Below are 17228 nucleotides of genomic sequence, written 5' to 3'. Positions count from 1 at the left end.
CGTCCTAGCCGAGTAAAGTATTAAGTTGTTCCACAATTCTGAGTGTTTGGTAATTCAGTTGGGATGAGTAAATCTGATAAATAATAAATGCTAATATTGCCGCACCAATGATGATGTAACGTACGCCTAACCGCTTACCTAAACGGTAGCGGCTCTGCTTGTTATCCCCTTTTTCAAACAGGATAATCGGTTTTGCATCGCCTTTAAGTTGTTGTATTTGTTTTTGTAAGCGTCTAAGCAAATGGTTGAATTCATCATTTTGCCCCGCAGATACTTTGTAACGACCTCGGTATCCAAGACAGAGGCAAAGGTAGATAAACTCAATGAGGTCGAGGTAACGTTTGGGCTCACCTAATAATCTTTCAATTAAGATAAAGACCTTTTCGCCACCCCATGACTCATTATGAAAGTGGACAAGTAATGACTGTTTTACCCAGCCATTTTCTTGATCCCAGCCCAATCCAAGCGCTGTTTCATCAATGAAAGTGCACAAGACATAACGAAACGAAACAATGGCCCCAGGCTCGTAACCTTGTATTTGCAGTTGCTGTTCAATAGACGTGATGTCCATGACCACTTGCTGGTAAAGTTTCTCTGAAAGTGGCGTTTCAGACATCGCTTTCATTCGTAAAACCATACCGAAAAGTGGCGTTGCAGCATCGATCATTGGGTTAATGTTGTTACCCCTAAGTGGGATTTGGTAATTCTTCTGTGAAATACCGCTATCAACATCGTGATTAAGCAAAATATTATCAGTCATAGAGTGCTCCATCTCTTATTGCCCATAACTGAATATCTAAATCAGGGAAATTGCCAGAAACGTGGAAGGCGATATTGCCATCCTGCTGGATCCCCTTCCATTCATTACCTTGTTGATCAAAATGGAAGTAGTTATACCCAGAATGATAAGGTAATTGCCGTGGAGCAGTTGAAAGAGGGGATAAAGGGACCCCCGGTATTTGAACACTGACCAAGCTACGAATATTATTTACCGTGGTCACTTTAGTTTGCTGTGGGAACTGCCGGCGTAGTTGTTCCTGTGGCATCTGTGACTTAACTGCAATAATAAATTCCGCTTTTTGGAGCAGTTGTTTGTCATGAATAGTCGCCACTCGAATACCGTGTTCTTGGATTTGTAACGGAATAGGAATTGCACGCGGCGTCAAGACAACACTTAATGCTTCACGGATACTTTTTATTAATGGGAGAAAGCTATCTGTTAAATCAAAGTGCTTATATTTTGCAATGGTATCGGGTAAGCGAGACGAATTCGTGAATGTTTGCAGCTCGCCACAAAGTTCCAATAAATCCCGAAAAAGCTTTTCAGGGTGAATGACTGGCTCTTGCGCATAATGTGAATAAAGTGGATAGGTACGGTTGAGTACTTGTAGCATCATAAATTCAGCGACATCCGCAACACCTTGCTGGCCAGGGGCACCAATTCGGGAGGCTATTTGTTTACCTCGTTCATACAAAGTGCCTTCAATCTCAGTAAGAAATTCATTGAGTAATAGCGATGCCCGAATATTCAGGAGGCTTGGAATATAATCGTTATCAAGCGTTAAGCTTCCGTTGGCATTACGTTCTCTAATACGGCATATGGGCAATGTCACGTAAGCGTCTAAGCCACTTTTACCTTGCTTGAGGATAGGGTTTAATCGTGCAACGTGGATAGTACTTAAATCACCATTTTCAGTATGTAAATCACGAACATTTTCTGTACTTTCACTATAACGTGAAAGTAAACGGCTCCCATTATGCTCATTTGAGATTTCACCAACGTTCCCATTAGCTAAAGGAAAGGCAAGGTAGATGACATTACTATCACTATCAGTAATGTTTTTTATATCAATTGGTTGTGGTGATAAATCTTGGTTTGGAATAGAGAAAATTGTGCCGTCTGGCATAACGCCAGAAGCTTCTTGAATACCAATACGACCTAACGAATATAAATCGTTACTTAACGATAACGTACTGAATCCCCAAAAATGAGAGATAAAGCTCTTTAAAATACTTTCAGTAACGTAATCTTGATGACGTTGCTGTTGCTGAAAATGTTGAGGTTTGATAAATAGCCCTTCACGCCAAATTACTCTATTTTTAGTCGACATATTAATCATCCTCTTCTTGTCTAAATTCGATTTCGTTTTCTCTAATGTGAGCTAAAATAAAGTAGTGTCGTCCTTTTCCTCGGGCTTTAACTATTTTTTTCCATTCCGCATTATCAGGGTCTGAATAATAGGCAATAATGCCGATATAACGATTAGATGCCTGTAGTGTCATCGTCGGGAAGGGCTTATATTGGCCCGGCAAGATAGTGTAATCTTGGTGGTCTATATAATTTTTCTTCAGAACTTTCTCTAAGTCCCCATCTTTAGCTTCTATCTGGTCATGATCTAAAGAGCCAAATAAAGAATCTTCATTAAGATAAACAATTTGGATATTTATCGGTGCAGCTTCATCTTCCTGATTAGGATTAATATAGGGTTCAGCGAGGATGGTTAAATCAACAGTGGATGGCTGATCTTTTGGATAGCCAACGGGAATCGACGGGTCCAATAGAATTTGCCCCACTTTTGACGCTGTCTGTAACGTTTTACTGCACCCACTCAAAATGAAAAATGAGGCAAATAACAGTAACACTGAGAAAGTTCTAAGCTGCATTTTAAGCTTCCTCTAGGCCTTTTCTTAATGCTCGGTCATAAGCATGGGAATAAACTTCATAGAATAATTTTTCAAAACCCTGCTGCCGCGATGAAGAAAGCTCTTTGTAATAGTTACTGTACATTTCCCATGCCCAGCCATCAGTCATTGGCGTGTTATCTGAAGCACGTCGGTATTGGGAAAAACGGTTTAATAAATGTTCTGGAGAAAAAGCCGCAAGCATTGTTGCTAAAGCTGTCGATATCGCTTCTTGATTTGCATGGTAATGTAACTGCATATTGTGCAGACTTTCAGTGACGGCGGAAGGTGCTGAAAGGTGAACAGGGCTACGTTCATCTGTAAACATCAATTTCATCGTATCTTCATAACTACTGTTTAGACGTAGCGGGTTATCTTCAATAGGGCGAAGTTGCTTATCCTGTAAACTCTCCTGCTGTTGCTGCAAAGCGAGTAAACCTTCAACAGCAGCTTTCATTGTTTTACCGAGTTCTATGAGAAAGTCATTAGCTTGTTGAGAGCTCGCTAAATTAAGATGGATACCTAAACCATTCATGAGAGGGTTAATTGCAACATGATCAATATCGGTCATGTGTTCATCTTCGAAAGGTGTAATTTTGGGTAAATCAATAAATTCTTGTACCATGGTATTCTCTTGATTATCTGATATCGCAAGGGCAGGTGAATAAGAGAGTGGGTCACTCAATAAAGAAGGTTCTGAGACGACGGATTGACTCTTAGAAATTAAACTGAGATTTTCATTTTCTAGCGCTTGTAAGGGATCTGTAGTGAGAGCACCTTGAACAGTTGGAACAAATGGGGACTCTTTGTTTTCATTATTTACTGTATCAATATCAAATAATGAATCTAAAGGATTATGATCTTTTGCAACAATAGATTGCGGTGTCGCTGCCATCATATTTTGTACAGGCTGCCCAGTTAAACTAATATTGGTTGTAATAACCAGTTTGCCCACTCTAATTTGATCTCCTTGGGCAAGCTTCACCGCATCAAGATGTAACGGTATAATCGCGTGATTAATGTAAACAGAGCCTGAGTTTACTTTTAAACAAAAATGCTGATCTTTCCAGAAAACAGTAAACTGGCTGGCAGAGATAGCTCCATCACCGTCTTGAATTTTCCAGTCACATTGATTGCCACTACCAATTAAGCCGCCATGTTGGGTCAATGTTGCACTCGGTAGGTAACCACTTTCTAGTTGTTCACTATTCGTTATGCTAAATGAAATTGTTGGCTGATGTTTATCCATGTCTTTTATTCCAATACCGTAATGGTGACACTTGGCTTTTTAGCCGGTTTCCCTAAAAAGCTTTGCCAACCTAATTGGTTATGATTTTTTTTACCTAAACAGAAACCTTCAGCTTGATCTTCGGCAATACTAAGACGTAAATCCCAAGCTAATTGCTCATGAAAAATGTAAGAAACGAAGGCGACGAGAGGAGCGAAATCACTACCGTTAGGTAAAAAACGCATATAACGCTCTATAGTTAACTCACTAATTTCTATAGTGCATTTTCCGTTGCAATCATGTATGTGAGATCCAAGACTAAAATTTTCACCTAATAACATTCGAGGGCGAGATTTTTGTCCGGGTTGATGAGAAATAATACCTAACTTATTTTGTTGTGATTCTGGGATAGGAACACGGCGCGTTTCCCAACCAATAACCGATACATTTTCTAAGTCAAAACAATGGGATATTAGACTGCTAATGACATCTGCTGAACGGCTCGGACTCGCTAAAAGCCCTGCATAAGCGAGCATTTTGCTGTGATTGATTTTAATCCGTCCGCGATTAACTCCATTTCCTAAACCAACAAGAGAAAACATATATTGTGAGAAGGAATCTTGGCCTTTATTCTCAAAACAGATGTAGTAGCGATATTTCCGCCAGATACGATAGAGCAATGAGATCAATCGATGATTAAAGATATTTAAAAAATCAGAAATCCCTGGGATTTGCTGTGCATCTTCCCAAGCAAATTCATCAAGGTAATAACCAGGAAGTGGTGACTGGCTTCCTTGTAGCCCGAGAAAAGCAACTTCTAGCTCATATTGATGAGTGGCATTTTTTTCAAAAGACACGACATCTCTCGTTGGGAACGCAACATTAGAGTGTGATTTAAAGCGAATAATATCGCTACTATCACGAGTGATATCCATGTCTTGATGAATCATTTTATTTAATAATTCAACAAGTTGATAAAAATTATACTCTGTAACCGATGGGCCAGCTTGTTCCAGCCAGCGATCGATTATTTCAGTATGTGCTGGTTGATTTGTGCTGGCCACTGATAAATTTCCTTATTATCAAGGTTGAGAACCTCTAACTCATGGAACATATTAATGCTGGTATACAAGGTAAAAAATTGAGCAATAACAGTGCAAAACAAGAACAAGCTTCCCTCAGAAAGAAAAGCGTTCTGACGTACTACCAAGGTTGTTTTTAAACCACGAACTGGCAGCCCTTTGTAGATACGTTCGATATGCTCTGAATGTAAATCAACTAATGCATCTAAACGCTTTTGGGATTGCCTTGCGGTCTGCTTGCCATAAACTGAAGGTAAATCATAAAGTTGTAATATTTTTTTTAATGAATCTAGGTTCAGTAAAGATTGATAATTTAGGGATAAATTAGTTAGTTCTGACCAATACAACGTTTTATCGAGCAGTGGGTATAAGGGAACTGTTGGTTTGAATAAATTTTTAGCTGATAAAGGCCCATAAGGCATAAATGAACGGTCTAAATCAATTGAGCGTGTAGATAACTGGGATGCGATATAGCGATTAGTACAATTGAGCGAAATCGAAACCGTTTCTTCGCATTGTTGTAATTGGTGTTCGTGTTGACGAACAAAAGAAAGCCGATGGGCGTAACCATAGGTACGCTCTTTTTGAGTTATTTTTAAACGATAATATCCATCATTTTGCTCGTGATGGTTTTGATGATAAAAACTTTCAAATGCGGTATAGGTGACCGGGTAAGCTTTAGCTTCAGATGGATAGCGTAATCCATAAACTTCATTAACGGAAAAAATATCAAAACAGTGGGCGTATTGGTAATTAGGGCTTAATACATATTCCTCGTCTTTTCCTGTGAGATTGATTGCTTCACTGTCAGCACGGAATAAATTTACTATGGGAGTGCAATTCAGTTTAATACTATCGTTATGAAGAATAACCCCATCGGGGATTTCTTTATCAAAATTAATAACAAGTTTGAATTGCTTGGTTTGGATAGCTAAGGGAATATCATCCATTCCTTGAATATCCAAAAATAGAAAGGCTTCAGGAAAACAGAAAAACTCTTGTAAGATGCGGTAGCCATCATAACTATTTTTTGGGTAAGGGAGTAATGCATCCTGTTTTTGAAAACCGACAGGTTTCACTGCAAACTGGTTAAGTGGCAATACATGCTCATCTGTGACTAGTGAGGCATTCTGTATATGCTGACTTAATAAAAAATAAAGCTGATTTGTTGTAAATGGAGAACCATTTAAATAAAAACATAATTTATTTAAACCAATGTTTGCGAGAGGTTGTATTCCATCCAATTCAAATGTTATTTCAATGGCGGTTGTTCTTTGTAAAGTTTGCGTAATTTTCGCTGGTATTAACCAGAGATCACGACTTTGGCTAAATCGACATTGAAATAAAGTTTCTTGGTTGGTATTTTCATTTTGTACATAAATAGGTGTTGCATTAAAGAGTTGGCCTGCTGAAATTTTTATCGCGTGGTGGCATTCAGAATAATTAGGCTGGTATTCAACAATTGTCATACTAGGCACAGGACGTGCGTAATTTGGCCATAGCATATTTGCTAAGCTATTGGTTAATTCAGGGAATTGCCTATCGATTTGCTGCCGTAAATTACCCGATAAATATGATAATCCGTCGATAATACGGGCACTATCAGGATCTTGAATTTTATTGGATAACAGATTAACAAGCTGCGGTTTTTCTTGCGCAACTTGTTCTGCCAAATCCTTTAAGTATTCTGATTCATTCGTAAAATAGTTTTTTGATGACATAAGAGTGCTACTTTAACTGATATCTACGATTACTATCCAAATACATATTAAACTCAATGAGTTGCTGTTGATTATCTAAGTCAATACAAGCATTAATACTGAATTGTAAAGATAAACTATCTGCATCATTTTCAATGAATTGCACATCAACACTTGTGATCCTAGGTTCATAAGTGAGGATGCAACTTGCAATGCTATTCTCTAATTCGGTTTTAAAATCAACCGCAGATTGAGTCGCATCATTTAAATCAGGTATCCCTAGACATGGTGAGCCTTGGCAATCATTCGGCCGACTATTCAGGACATAATTTAAATTTTGTTTAATTGATTCAATGAGTGTATTTGTGCGTGAACGAGAGGAAAAACTCGCATTTTTCCTCTTAATTCGATCGAATAAGCTGGCTCCGCTGTTAGGGGACCAGCCATGATTGAATGACATCACTGTTACTCTTTATCAAGGCGACCAACAAGTGATAATTCAAAGTTTGCGCCCATATATTTGAAGTGTGGACGAACTTGAATTGCGACTTGATACCAACCTGGATCACCTTCAACATCAAGCACTTTAATTTCAGCTGAACGAAGAGGGCGTTTACTACGAACATCTGCTGGCGGGTTTTCTTGGTCCGCAACATATTGTTTAAGCCAGATATTCAGTTCACGCTCAAGGTCTTGGCGCTCTTTCCAAGAGCCAATTTGCTCACGTTGTAGCACTTTAATGTAATGAGCTAATCGGTTGATAATAAACATGTATGGCAGTTGTGTTCCTAACTTATAGTTAGTTTCTGCCATTTTACCCTCTGGGGTATTTGGGAAGGTTTTGGCTTTTTGAACTGAGTTTGCAGAGAAGAATGCCGCGTTATCACTACCTTTACGCATTGTTAGGGTAATAAAGCCTTCTTCTGCCAGTTCAAATTCTCTACGATCAGTAACTAAAACTTCAGTTGGTATTTTAGTTTGTAATTCACCCATCGCTTCGAACATGTGTACAGGGAGGTCATTGACGGTACCGCCACTTTGTGGGCCAATAATATTTGGGCACCAACGGTATTGTGCAAAACTATCATTGATACAGCTTGCGAGTAAGAATGCGGTATTACCCCATAAGTAGTGCTCATGGTCTTGTTTAACATTTTCGGAATAGTTAAACATTTTCACTGGGTTTTCTGTTGGGGAGTATGGTAAGCGTAATAAGAAACGTGGTGCCGTTAATCCTAAGTAACGCGAATCCTCTGCTTCTCTCAGAGAGCGCCACTTCGTATGTGCAGGGCCTTCGAAGACAGATTTAAGATCTTTAATCGCAGGTAATTCAGCATAACTATTAATGCCGAAGAAATTAGGGGAAACAGATGATAAGAATGGCGCATGTGCCATCGCTCCGACAGTGCTGACATATTGCATTAACTTCATATCAGGCGCTGTGTTGTTAAATGCATAGTTCCCAACAATTGCTGCAACTGGCTCGCCGCCAAATTGTCCATAACCTGAAGAATAAACGTGCTGATAAAAACCAGACTGAACAATTTCAGGAGAAAATTCAAAATCTTCTAATAACTCTTCTTTTGTTGCATGAAGAATATTGATTTTGATATTTTCTCTAAAATCAGTACGGTCAACGAGTAATTTCAGGGAGCGCCATGATGCTTCAATTTCTTGAAATTTAGGCGCGTGAATAATTTCATCAACTTGGGCGCTTAGTTTGTTATCAAGCTCAACCAGCATTTTATCAATTAATAATCTATTGATTTGTTGGTCTTCTGATTCATTTGCGAAAAGATTACTAATGAAAGCTGCAACGCCTTGCTTTGCAATATCATACGCTTCAGTCTCAGGTGACATACGTGACTGAGCCATGATTTCATCTAAAAGAGAGCCGTTAGATGCTGGGGCTTGTTGGCCTAGAGCTTCTGTATTTAGTGACATGAAATAATCCTCTATAAACATTATTTTTGATTAGCGGCAATATCGAGTTCTTTTAGAAGTTGTTCGCGTGTTTCTTTATTTTCAAGTAATTCTTGAAGACGCTTTCTAAAAGCAGGGACATTGCCTAGAGGACCTTTTAATGCAACTAAAGCTTCTCGTAATTCAAGAAGTTTGTTTAACTCAGGAACTTGGCGAGCAATATTATCGGGTGAAAAATCTTGCAGAGATTTTACATCTAGATTGACATTAAGCTCAGAATCATTGGTGTTTTCAAGTGTATTACGGACGTTGATATTTAAATTAATACCTGCACTTTCCATAACTGAATTGAAATTGTTTTGATTAATTGAAATTGCTTTTCGTTCTTCTATTGGGGTATCTTCAGTTTTACCTGTCATATCACCCACAATCAGCATATTTAAAGGAAGTTCAACTTCAGCCTGAGCTCCACCTGTATTAGGTGTATATTTGATATTAATTCTTTCTTTAGGGGCAACACTACCGAGATTTTTCTTACTCATTTAAGTGAATCTCCTTGTATGAGTATACGATAACTTCATTCCATAAATTCAAATGCCTAAATTAAAAATTAATAATAAATTTAGAGCATACAGTTCCCTACACAGAACAGATTCTATGTTAAGAATTTTTTTCCCAGAAAGGTGTTTAAACTATCAAATTTTTATGTTGTATTTTTTAGTTTGTTAATAATATACAAATTTAACTTAGGATCAACATGTAAATTGTTATTTGAATATAATTTCGTGATATTTAGTTTGAAATGTATTCTATTTTCATGGGGTATTTTAGTTGAAAATTTTACTCATAATCTAATAATGCGTATTCATAGTGTATATGGCGATTTTTTTATCAGAATAATGACAAGTATAAGTATTTTTGCACGCTAGATAAATCTTGTTCAAGAAAATTAAGTATGAAAAGTCTGTGATGTAAATCAATTTTTTACAGCATGTAACATATTCATATATTTTTCTTACATAATTTAATTTGATTATCTATTTAATTTTATTAAAGAGAAATGAGATTTATTTTTTTACAAAATTAATATGAAATTTATAGGGGGATCATCTTATGTTTTTATATGAAAAGTTTGAAAATGAACGGAAGTATTAATGTTGACATGATGAAGTCATAATTACCTCTTGATTGAGTAAGAAATGAAATTGTAAATCACATAAATTAGGATAATAGGGAAACTCTATGAGGTAAAAGAAAAATTTCAACAAGTTATAAAAATAAATATTTTATTATTTGTAACAAACCCTATTCAGCCAACGGAAGAGCCTAGACTATAAATTCAATAACTCTTTTTCTTTTAACGCCTTAAGGTAAATTTATTATCACAAATGATTATCATAATCATTTGTGGGCAATGTATCAGTTCTATTATTGTAGTTGTTGGCTTCATTAAAATGGAAAAATTTCAAAGTGAATGATAAGCCGAAGGTTTCCTATCTATTAGCTGGCAGGAACATAAGTAGTAACTTGTTGAAATTGTTTTATAAAGATAATATTTAATATCTTAATGCCATGGATTTTATCAAGATGAATAAATTATTAGTTCCAGTTTTTTGTATTGTTTCTTTATCTGGATGTGCAGTGACTGAGTATAACTATGTTCCTGAATCACAGAAAATTAGTGAACCCCGAATAGGTCAGGTGAACCATATTACAGTAGGGCAACCCTTAGTAAGAGAAGGCAACATTAGCGAAATAGACGGAATTAAAATATTAAACCCTGTGCAGATAGATTTGGCTTACAAAATTATTCCAGGTGTATTCAAAAAAGTGGGGTCAAGTGATAAAGGCGATTTTTATATGCCAGACCAAATAGTTGACTCTGGTTCGGTCGTTGTTGAGGTTTTAGGGCAGCCTTGGAATTCACTTTTAATTAAAAAAGACTCTACTCCTAATGAGATTTGTATCGTAACAGATGTTAATGTTGCTGTTTGTAGTGATAAAGCACAAATCGAACAAGTAAAACTAAATAATACTGATGGTAACTCATTTGAAGAAGCCTTAATTTTCAATGGGATAGATGGCCATGTTGTTGATGTTAGTTATCAGAAAATAGGTTCGAATATTGAGAATCAAGGGTTTGGCGATACTATTCAGTATAACCTCAAGAATAGCGATATTATTTCTTATCGAAATGTAAAATTAAAAGTTATCGATAGTTCAGAAAACTCATTAACCTATACAGTGATAAGTAATTTTTCTGAAAATTAATGTGCTGAACATTAATTAATCAATTGAAAAACAGCGTTAAACTAAATTTAATCTCTAGTTAAGCGCTGTCGCAACATTTTTTCTCCTTTTATCCACATTCTAACTTCAAAATATTTGGATCACATCGACAATTGTAGAATATTGTCTTTTTAGCATACGTCACATACTCTAAGTTAAATTGATTTAATTTAGAGGGCGTTATTTATGATGAATATCCAATCTGATCACCATAGCTTTTTTATTTTATCTGATGACAAGCAAACTCGCATTGCTGAGATAACCTTTGTTTATACTGGCGATGATCTGGTGATTATTGACCATACGGTGGTTGATGAAAGCTTAAAAGGACAAGGCATTGCAAAGTTACTAGTTGCTAAGGTTGTTGAGCGAATAAGAGAGGAGGGACGAAAAATTATTCCGTTATGCCCTTTTGCAAAAGCAATATTCGATAGAACACCTGAATACAATGATATCCGCCAATAATATTTGCTAATTACTGATGAGGTCAGCATGAGTATTCAAAATAATGATAAAATACTTAATTTACAGTTGATTACAGCACGCTCGAAAGATGTTGGTGGGCTTCCTGTTGCACGAGTTTTACCGACAAGAGAACGTAGACTAATAGGTGCTTGGTGCTTTCTTGACCATGCTGGACCTACGGTTTTTAAAGGGGATTCAGAGGGAATGAAGGTATCACCTCACCCTCATACCGCTTTACAAACATTCACTTGGATGATTGAAGGTGAAGTATTACATCGAGATAGTCTTGGTTATGAACAGGTTATTCGGCCAGGACAGGTCAATTTAATGACGGCAGGTTATGGGATCAGCCATTCCGAAGATACCTACGGAGAAAGTCGCCAATTACATGCTGTACAACTGTGGATTGCTTTACCGGAAGCAGTTAAAGATATTTCTCCACGTTTTGACCATTATCCTACGCTACCTCGATGGGCTGAAGGAGAAGTGCATTTCAACTTATTAGTTGGGGAATATGGTACTTATAAAGCACCAACACTGACATTTTCCCCTTTGGTTGGGCTCGATATTATTGCGAAGAAAACCGCTCGACAAGTTTTAACGTTATGCTCTGAATTTGAATACGGTATTTTTGTCATAAATGGAAGTGCCGTTATTGAAGGGCAGCAAGTGAATAGTAATGAATTAATTTATTTAGGCAAAAGTATCACTGAAATTTCTGTAGAGCTAGTTTCAGATAGCCATATTTTATTGCTCGGTGGTGAGCCTTTAAATGAATCTGTACTAATGTGGTGGAATTTTATTGGTCGAACTAAAGCGGATATTCATGCTGCTGTTGAGGAATGGAACCAAGGAAACCCACGTTTTGGCCGTGTTTTTAATGATGAACGCAACCCTACACCGGCTCCAATTATGCCATAATCAATTTAAGTAACTTCCTTGTTATTATTTTAAGCAAACCGAGAATGGTTTTAAATTTAATCTAAGGCTCGTTTTTAGTACTAAGTTTATGAGCTCATAACCTGACTTTTATCGAAAAACTGATAATATGTATACAAAAGGCTATTTTTAAGTCAAAACAAGCCGTAGCCGTTAGAGGTAGACGATAAAAATGAGTAAAAAATACCTATTGGGAATCATTTATTTAAGTTTATTCCCTGTTTCTTTTGCATCATTAGCGTTTCAAGAACAGCAATATAACCCAGTGGTGTTTAATCTGGCTCAGCTTTATGATTTCAATCCTGTTAGAGGTACTGTTAAGCAAATAAAATCAGTTATTTATAATGAGGATAAGTCAATTAATTATGAATCAATGTTAAAAATTGGTCATGATGGTTGTGTGGAAAGTTTTACTTTTGATCAAAAGAAAGATGAGTATTTAAATGGTGCTCATAACTATCTTTTTGTAAAGCGAGTTAAAAATAAATTGATTGGTCGAGATGTTAGTGGGCCAGTCGAAATGGTGATAGGTGATAACTGTCAAATAATATCTAAAAAAGATTCGAATGGTGAATTAATCTACCAATATAACCAAGATGGCATTATTGCTGGTTCACTGCTTGCTGACACGAAAAAACAATATAGCAAAAATGATTATAATGAATTTAAACTTCCAACAACGATAAAATATTTTAAAGATAATGCAATCATATCAGAGGCTATAGTAACTTATGGGAAGGATATGAGTAAGCCGTTTGATCACATGATGGACATACGCGCGTTGGGGCAAACAATATTACTCGTCAATTCTAAGTGTGATTATAACGCTAAGAATATTGCCTATAAATGTGACTTTATTTTAAGTCTTAATTCGAATGGCAATGAGATTAAACTACTAAAAAACAGTACTACTGAAGTCGACTTTTATTAAGTAGAGGAGATATTCAATGGCTATTTCTGCAAGAAACCAATTGTCAGGTGTTGTTGATTCAATTGTAATGGGAGCGGTAAATGATGAAGTTATACTCGATTTAGGTCATGGTGAAAGCATTGCGGCAGTGATTACCAAAAATAGTACTAAACAACTCGGTTTAGAAAAAGGTAAACTGGCGACAGCAGTAATAAAAGCGCCTTGGGTTGTATTAGTATCTAACGCTGAGGAGTATAATTTCTCTGCTCGTAATCAATTTAATGGTGTAATTGAATCCATTGAAAAAGGAAGCGTTAATTCTGTGGTAAATTTAAAAACCACTGCAGGAACTTTGTTATCTGCGGTGGTGACAAATAATAGTACCGTAGAGTTGGGGTTAAATGTTAAAAGTAAAGTGACTGCGATTATCAAAGCTTCTAGTGTTATTTTAGCAACTAAGAAGTAGTGCAAAATATTGAAGGGCTGTCATGGCAGCCTTTTGTAATTCGTTTGTAATCATGACGCGCTTTCTAGGTCAATAATTTTAATGTGTTTACCTTTAAGTTCAATAAGCTTTCTTTCAATTAATTTCACTAGTATACGGTTTAATTGCCTGACAGATATACCAAGCATAGCAGCTAATGAATCGCGATTTTCCAATTTAAATTCAGAACCATACTGGCTTTCGGCAAAAATTAAATAGCGCCTCAATTTATATTCAGCAGAGAATGAAGAGGAAGAGTGTAGCTGTGATGCATTAAAAAGCTTTTTGCTAAGATGTTGACAGATAAACTGTAAAAAAATAGGGGAGTTAAGCTCTTTTTTCTGAATAACCTGTAACGGAAATGCCAGTAAATAACACTCAGTAATTGCCTGTATTGTACTATAGATACGGTTTTTTTTACTGTCATTATTCTGAAATAACTCTAAATCACCAATAACTGAAAAGGCATTTTCAAATGAAAAAATAACATGTTCACCGTTTATTTCATAACGTTCAACCTGTAGTTTTCCCGCAACAAGAAAGTAAATAAAATTAATTTTGTCATTTTGTGATATTAAGTATTCAGACGTATCTATTTTAAGCAGTTTTGCAGACTTTATTGTTTCCTCAGATAGAATTTTATCAAGCTGATAGAGAGTAAAATATTCTTCAATTTTTTCAGAAGAGGTAATTTTTTTCACTATTTATTCTCTTAGTATGGGTCTTTTCGGATAACAGTATGACATAAATTGGTGTGTGCAATAAAGGACATATGTCCTTTTTAAAATGGCAATAATCCTGCAAGCTTATTCAAAAATAACTCGCAGGATACTAACATGAAAGCGTCTTTAAAACCTTTAAGCGGATTTACTCAAAGTATAAAAACAGCAATTAATGCTATGCCAAAAGTGGAACTACATGTGCATTTAGATACGTGTTTAAGTTTTTCTTATGTTAAACAAGCTATTCCGACACTCACGTTTAATGAATTCAAACAAGGTTTCATTGCGCCAACGAGATGCGAGGATCTTGGCGATTTTCTACGTTGTATTGAACCGCAACTTAATATATTACAGACAAAATCTGCAATTGTGCTGGCTGTTGATGATTTGTTTGAGCAATTCAAAATGGATAATGTGATTTATGCCGAAATTCGGTTTGCTCCTTTATTACATACTCAGCAAGGCCTTTCAAGCCGAGAAGTTGTTGATATAACATTAGATGCGATTAATTCAGCAGTTAAAAAGTATGAAATAGAAGCGGGCTTGATTTTGTGTACCTTGAGGCATTTTACTGCCTCTCAAAGTCTTGAAACGGCAAAGTTAGTTGTGGAGTATCAATATCGTGGTGTTGTAGCACTAGATTTAGCAGCAGATGAGGCCCGTTTTTCACTAGGTAATCATGAAATGGCATTTAAGTATGTCAGGGAACATGGAGGGAATGTTATCGCACATGCTGGTGAGGCTTTAGGCTATGAAAGTGTGATTGAAACATTGGATATATTAAAAGTGTCACGTATTGGACATGGGGTAAGAAGTATTGAAAATTCAAATACGATTAAAAAGCTCAAAGCGTTAAATGTATTACTTGAAGTTTGTCCAAGTTGCAATTTAGTGTGCAATGTCTTTGACAGTATTGAAAACCATCCTATTAATGAGTTGAAGAAGCAGGGCGTTAAATTAAATATAAATACTGATGCGCGAACAGTGGCGAATGTAACATTAAATAAAGAATACCAATTATTGCATGATATATTTGGTTGGGGTATTGCTGATTTTACTGAGTGTAATATAAATGCATTACAGGCAAGCTTTATTGAGGAAGGAAAAAAAGCCCTATTGATTAAAAAGGTATTAAATCAATAGGGTAGAATGAAAGAGAAGGAGGGCTTTATCTTCCTTCTCCGATTAGTATCAGATAATAATGAGCATAAATTAAAATTTGCCACATTACGATTGACTGAGATTTACCCTATGCTCATTTTTAGGATAAAATATAATGTAATTAAAAACCAATCATATTATATTTTGATTTCACACTGTTTTTGCAATATGGTGATATAATTGAAATTAGAAAAATATTTTCTAATTTATAGAATAATAAAGATTAAATTCTAACTTAGAATTATGTTATAAATAGATGAGTTGAAGTTATCTATTTATAACAGGATGAGCTTATGCCAGAAATAAGAATTGTTGCGACAGTAATTGCAAAAGATAATGAAGTCGAATTTGTGAAAGCAGCAACTAAATCAATCGTTGAGCCAAGTAATAGGGATGAAGGTTGTCTTCAATATGAATTACATCAAGATGTTGCTCTCATAATGATTTTGTTAGCCAATAAGGTGATAGAAAAGGTGTTTATTATAATAACAAAGATAGGCATTAAAATTTAAACTAAAAGTTTTAAAAGATGGAGTTTTATTAGGCTTTTAACCTAATCATATTGGAGTCTGATCTATCGCTTTTCTTAAAAGAACTTTTAATGCTTCTATTTTGTTAAATTTTGACAAAAATCTTACAAATTATAGAATAAGAAGGAATTGGTCATAGGACTCGTAAGCGTTTACGTTAGCCAACGCATATAACTTTTGGCCACACATAGGTTATGTGCTTTGTGTGTCTGTTAACCTTGGAGTTTTTTTATGCCACATCGAGACCGTAATTATATTTTAGGTATCCCAAAGTTACCTGCTCGAGCGATGATTTTTCTTGTTCCTTTCTTTTTATCCCTTGTCATGAGTGGAATTGTTTCGCTGATTAGTACCATAAGAGCCTTGGGCTTCACGAGTGACGTGTTTTCACCCTGGTTGAGCTCGTGGATGCTTTCTTGGATGATAGCTTTCCCAACCGTATTTTTTGTTTTACCAATCGCAAGACGTATTTCATTGATGTTAGTGAAAACCACATAACCGTGTTGATAAAAGTTGCTAATATAATAGTGAATTTATGGGTATTATTTTGAATGGGTTGCTATGTCGATAAAAATTATTGGTTTGTTCTTTATCACTGCGTTGGCTGAAATTGCAGGCTGTTACTTTCCTTATCTTTGGATGAAAAAGCAAGGTGGGGCTTGGCTATTGATCCCGGCAGCTTTAAGTTTAATGCTATTTGTCTGGTTACTCACATTACACCCAGAGGCAAGCGGACGAATTTATGCGACTTATGGCGGGATATATATTGCAACCGCATTAGTTTGGCTGAAAGTGGTTGATGGTGTGTCTCTTACCGTGACTGACTGGGTAGGTGCTCTAGTTGTGCTCCTTGGAGCAGGGATTATAATTAGTGGTTGGAAATAGACGATAGTGTTATCACGTCACCTTGAAAAAAAATATTTGTTTATTTTAAGATGACGTGCATTTAAGGCGATCACAAAATGATTCCTTTATGTTTATTTCATCAGATAAATACTAAATCTATATTTAAATTAAATTTAAAATTTATTTTTTCTAAAAAATAGACGTATTCTCTTTTACGAAATGTTAATTGAAATGGAATTTAACTAAAATAGTTTAAATGTAACATTT

The 17228-nt window shown here is 35.9% G+C and carries 19 protein-coding genes; 9 read left to right on the top strand and 10 right to left on the bottom strand.

Features of this window, described 5'->3' with window-relative positions; translation table 11 throughout:
- Positions 1 to 4: 4 nt before the first annotated feature.
- Genes icmH through tssB form a run of 9 tightly spaced genes read right to left on the bottom strand, consistent with a single transcriptional unit; the run spans position 5 to position 9157 of the window.
- Complete coding sequence (gene icmH / locus P3L44_RS13765) at positions 5 to 760, bottom strand: type IVB secretion system protein IcmH/DotU (RefSeq protein ID WP_272661435.1); 756 nt, start codon at positions 758 to 760, stop codon at positions 5 to 7.
- Positions 753 to 2111: a type VI secretion system baseplate subunit TssK gene (gene tssK / locus P3L44_RS13760; protein ID WP_180359464.1), complete on the bottom strand. Its 1359-nt coding sequence runs from the start codon at positions 2109 to 2111 to the stop codon at positions 753 to 755. Before tssK ends, icmH begins: the two co-directional genes overlap by 8 nt.
- Before the next feature lies 1 nt (position 2112).
- Positions 2113 to 2664 carry a type VI secretion system lipoprotein TssJ gene (tssJ, locus tag P3L44_RS13755; protein WP_004908047.1) on the bottom strand — a complete coding sequence of 184 codons (552 nt, stop codon included), beginning with the start codon at positions 2662 to 2664 and terminating at the stop codon, positions 2113 to 2115.
- Between the two features lies 1 nt (position 2665).
- Entirely contained in the window at positions 2666 to 3931 is a 1266-nt protein-coding gene (gene tagH, locus P3L44_RS13750; protein ID WP_004908049.1) for a type VI secretion system-associated FHA domain protein TagH, read from the bottom strand.
- 5 nt (positions 3932 to 3936) lie between these two features.
- Positions 3937 to 4974, bottom strand: coding sequence for a type VI secretion system baseplate subunit TssG (tssG, locus tag P3L44_RS13745; RefSeq protein WP_140170750.1), 1038 nt, complete (start codon positions 4972 to 4974; stop codon positions 3937 to 3939).
- Positions 4938 to 6713 carry a type VI secretion system baseplate subunit TssF gene (gene tssF / locus P3L44_RS13740; RefSeq protein WP_140170749.1) on the bottom strand — a complete coding sequence of 592 codons (1776 nt, stop codon included), beginning with the start codon at positions 6711 to 6713 and terminating at the stop codon, positions 4938 to 4940. Before tssF ends, tssG begins: the two co-directional genes overlap by 37 nt.
- Before the next feature lie 7 nt (positions 6714 to 6720).
- Complete coding sequence (gene tssE / locus P3L44_RS13735; protein ID WP_272661436.1) at positions 6721 to 7152, bottom strand: type VI secretion system baseplate subunit TssE; 432 nt, start codon at positions 7150 to 7152, stop codon at positions 6721 to 6723.
- A gap of 5 nt (positions 7153 to 7157) precedes the next feature.
- Complete coding sequence (gene tssC, locus P3L44_RS13730) at positions 7158 to 8636, bottom strand: type VI secretion system contractile sheath large subunit (RefSeq protein WP_036957880.1); 1479 nt, start codon at positions 8634 to 8636, stop codon at positions 7158 to 7160.
- Between the two features lie 20 nt (positions 8637 to 8656).
- Positions 8657 to 9157, bottom strand: a complete 501-nt coding sequence (gene tssB / locus P3L44_RS13725; protein WP_004255987.1) for a type VI secretion system contractile sheath small subunit — start codon at positions 9155 to 9157, stop codon at positions 8657 to 8659.
- A gap of 1045 nt (positions 9158 to 10202) precedes the next feature.
- Between tssB and P3L44_RS13720 the strand changes: the two genes are divergently transcribed.
- The 5 genes from P3L44_RS13720 (at position 10203) to P3L44_RS13700 (ending at position 13684) form a co-directional block, all read left to right on the top strand.
- Entirely contained in the window at positions 10203 to 10886 is a 684-nt protein-coding gene (locus P3L44_RS13720; RefSeq protein WP_227528817.1) for a hypothetical protein, read from the top strand.
- 207 nt (positions 10887 to 11093) lie between these two features.
- Positions 11094 to 11369, top strand: a complete 276-nt coding sequence (locus tag P3L44_RS13715) for a GNAT family N-acetyltransferase (protein ID WP_272661484.1) — start codon at positions 11094 to 11096, stop codon at positions 11367 to 11369.
- A gap of 27 nt (positions 11370 to 11396) precedes the next feature.
- Positions 11397 to 12290 carry a pirin family protein gene (locus P3L44_RS13710; protein ID WP_004255980.1) on the top strand — a complete coding sequence of 298 codons (894 nt, stop codon included), beginning with the start codon at positions 11397 to 11399 and terminating at the stop codon, positions 12288 to 12290.
- A 190-nt stretch (positions 12291 to 12480) separates the two neighbouring features.
- The gene (locus P3L44_RS13705) at positions 12481 to 13239 is read left to right on the top strand and encodes a YnfC family lipoprotein (protein WP_272661437.1); all 759 of its coding nucleotides are present in this window, start codon (positions 12481 to 12483) and stop codon (positions 13237 to 13239) included.
- A 16-nt stretch (positions 13240 to 13255) separates the two neighbouring features.
- A complete protein-coding gene (locus P3L44_RS13700) occupies positions 13256 to 13684 on the top strand; it encodes a molybdopterin-binding protein (protein WP_004255976.1) in 429 nt (142 codons plus the stop codon).
- Positions 13685 to 13734: 50 nt separating this feature from the next.
- Here P3L44_RS13700 and P3L44_RS13695 read toward each other — a convergent pair whose 3' ends face one another.
- Positions 13735 to 14403 carry a Crp/Fnr family transcriptional regulator gene (locus P3L44_RS13695; RefSeq protein WP_140170745.1) on the bottom strand — a complete coding sequence of 223 codons (669 nt, stop codon included), beginning with the start codon at positions 14401 to 14403 and terminating at the stop codon, positions 13735 to 13737.
- Positions 14404 to 14538: 135 nt separating this feature from the next.
- Here P3L44_RS13695 and add point away from each other — a divergent pair, with 135 nt between their 5' ends.
- The 4 genes from add to P3L44_RS13675 all read left to right on the top strand — a co-directional run bounded on the left by add (position 14539) and on the right by P3L44_RS13675 (position 17000).
- Positions 14539 to 15567, top strand: a complete 1029-nt coding sequence (gene add, locus P3L44_RS13690) for an adenosine deaminase (RefSeq protein ID WP_272661438.1) — start codon at positions 14539 to 14541, stop codon at positions 15565 to 15567.
- 311 nt (positions 15568 to 15878) lie between these two features.
- Complete coding sequence (locus P3L44_RS13685; RefSeq protein WP_272661439.1) at positions 15879 to 16097, top strand: putative quinol monooxygenase; 219 nt, start codon at positions 15879 to 15881, stop codon at positions 16095 to 16097.
- A gap of 249 nt (positions 16098 to 16346) precedes the next feature.
- Complete coding sequence (locus tag P3L44_RS13680; protein ID WP_094960756.1) at positions 16347 to 16613, top strand: DUF2798 domain-containing protein; 267 nt, start codon at positions 16347 to 16349, stop codon at positions 16611 to 16613.
- A gap of 63 nt (positions 16614 to 16676) precedes the next feature.
- Positions 16677 to 17000: a YnfA family protein gene (locus P3L44_RS13675; protein ID WP_272661440.1), complete on the top strand. Its 324-nt coding sequence runs from the start codon at positions 16677 to 16679 to the stop codon at positions 16998 to 17000.
- Positions 17001 to 17228: the final 228 nt, after the last annotated feature.

Origin of the sequence: Providencia sp. PROV175, assembly GCF_032707045.1 — a bacterium.
In the GTDB taxonomy this organism is placed as follows: Bacteria; Pseudomonadota; Gammaproteobacteria; order Enterobacterales; family Enterobacteriaceae; genus Providencia; species Providencia hangzhouensis.
Note: the sequence above shows the minus strand (reverse complement) of the source record. Positions and strands in the feature narration are given on the sequence as shown.

What these genes read in the sequence shown, in the direction of transcription:
- icmH (WP_272661435.1), bottom strand. Translation starts at nt 760, where the DNA reads ATGACTGATAATATTTTGCTTAATCACGATGTTGATAGCGGTATTTCA.
- tssK (WP_180359464.1), bottom strand. Translation starts at nt 2,111, where the DNA reads ATGTCGACTAAAAATAGAGTAATTTGGCGTGAAGGGCTATTTATCAAA.
- tssJ (WP_004908047.1), bottom strand. Translation starts at nt 2,664, where the DNA reads ATGCAGCTTAGAACTTTCTCAGTGTTACTGTTATTTGCCTCATTTTTC.
- tagH (WP_004908049.1), bottom strand. Translation starts at nt 3,931, where the DNA reads ATGGATAAACATCAGCCAACAATTTCATTTAGCATAACGAATAGTGAA.
- tssF (WP_140170749.1), bottom strand. Translation starts at nt 6,713, where the DNA reads ATGTCATCAAAAAACTATTTTACGAATGAATCAGAATACTTAAAGGAT.
- tssE (WP_272661436.1), bottom strand. Translation starts at nt 7,152, where the DNA reads ATGTCATTCAATCATGGCTGGTCCCCTAACAGCGGAGCCAGCTTATTC.
- tssC (WP_036957880.1), bottom strand. Translation starts at nt 8,636, where the DNA reads ATGTCACTAAATACAGAAGCTCTAGGCCAACAAGCCCCAGCATCTAAC.
- tssB (WP_004255987.1), bottom strand. Translation starts at nt 9,157, where the DNA reads ATGAGTAAGAAAAATCTCGGTAGTGTTGCCCCTAAAGAAAGAATTAAT.
- P3L44_RS13720 (WP_227528817.1), top strand. Translation starts at nt 10,203, where the DNA reads ATGAATAAATTATTAGTTCCAGTTTTTTGTATTGTTTCTTTATCTGGA.
- P3L44_RS13715 (WP_272661484.1), top strand. Translation starts at nt 11,094, where the DNA reads ATGAATATCCAATCTGATCACCATAGCTTTTTTATTTTATCTGATGAC.
- P3L44_RS13710 (WP_004255980.1), top strand. Translation starts at nt 11,397, where the DNA reads ATGAGTATTCAAAATAATGATAAAATACTTAATTTACAGTTGATTACA.
- P3L44_RS13705 (WP_272661437.1), top strand. Translation starts at nt 12,481, where the DNA reads ATGAGTAAAAAATACCTATTGGGAATCATTTATTTAAGTTTATTCCCT.
- P3L44_RS13700 (WP_004255976.1), top strand. Translation starts at nt 13,256, where the DNA reads ATGGCTATTTCTGCAAGAAACCAATTGTCAGGTGTTGTTGATTCAATT.
- add (WP_272661438.1), top strand. Translation starts at nt 14,539, where the DNA reads ATGAAAGCGTCTTTAAAACCTTTAAGCGGATTTACTCAAAGTATAAAA.
- P3L44_RS13685 (WP_272661439.1), top strand. Translation starts at nt 15,879, where the DNA reads ATGCCAGAAATAAGAATTGTTGCGACAGTAATTGCAAAAGATAATGAA.
- P3L44_RS13680 (WP_094960756.1), top strand. Translation starts at nt 16,347, where the DNA reads ATGCCACATCGAGACCGTAATTATATTTTAGGTATCCCAAAGTTACCT.
- P3L44_RS13675 (WP_272661440.1), top strand. Translation starts at nt 16,677, where the DNA reads ATGTCGATAAAAATTATTGGTTTGTTCTTTATCACTGCGTTGGCTGAA.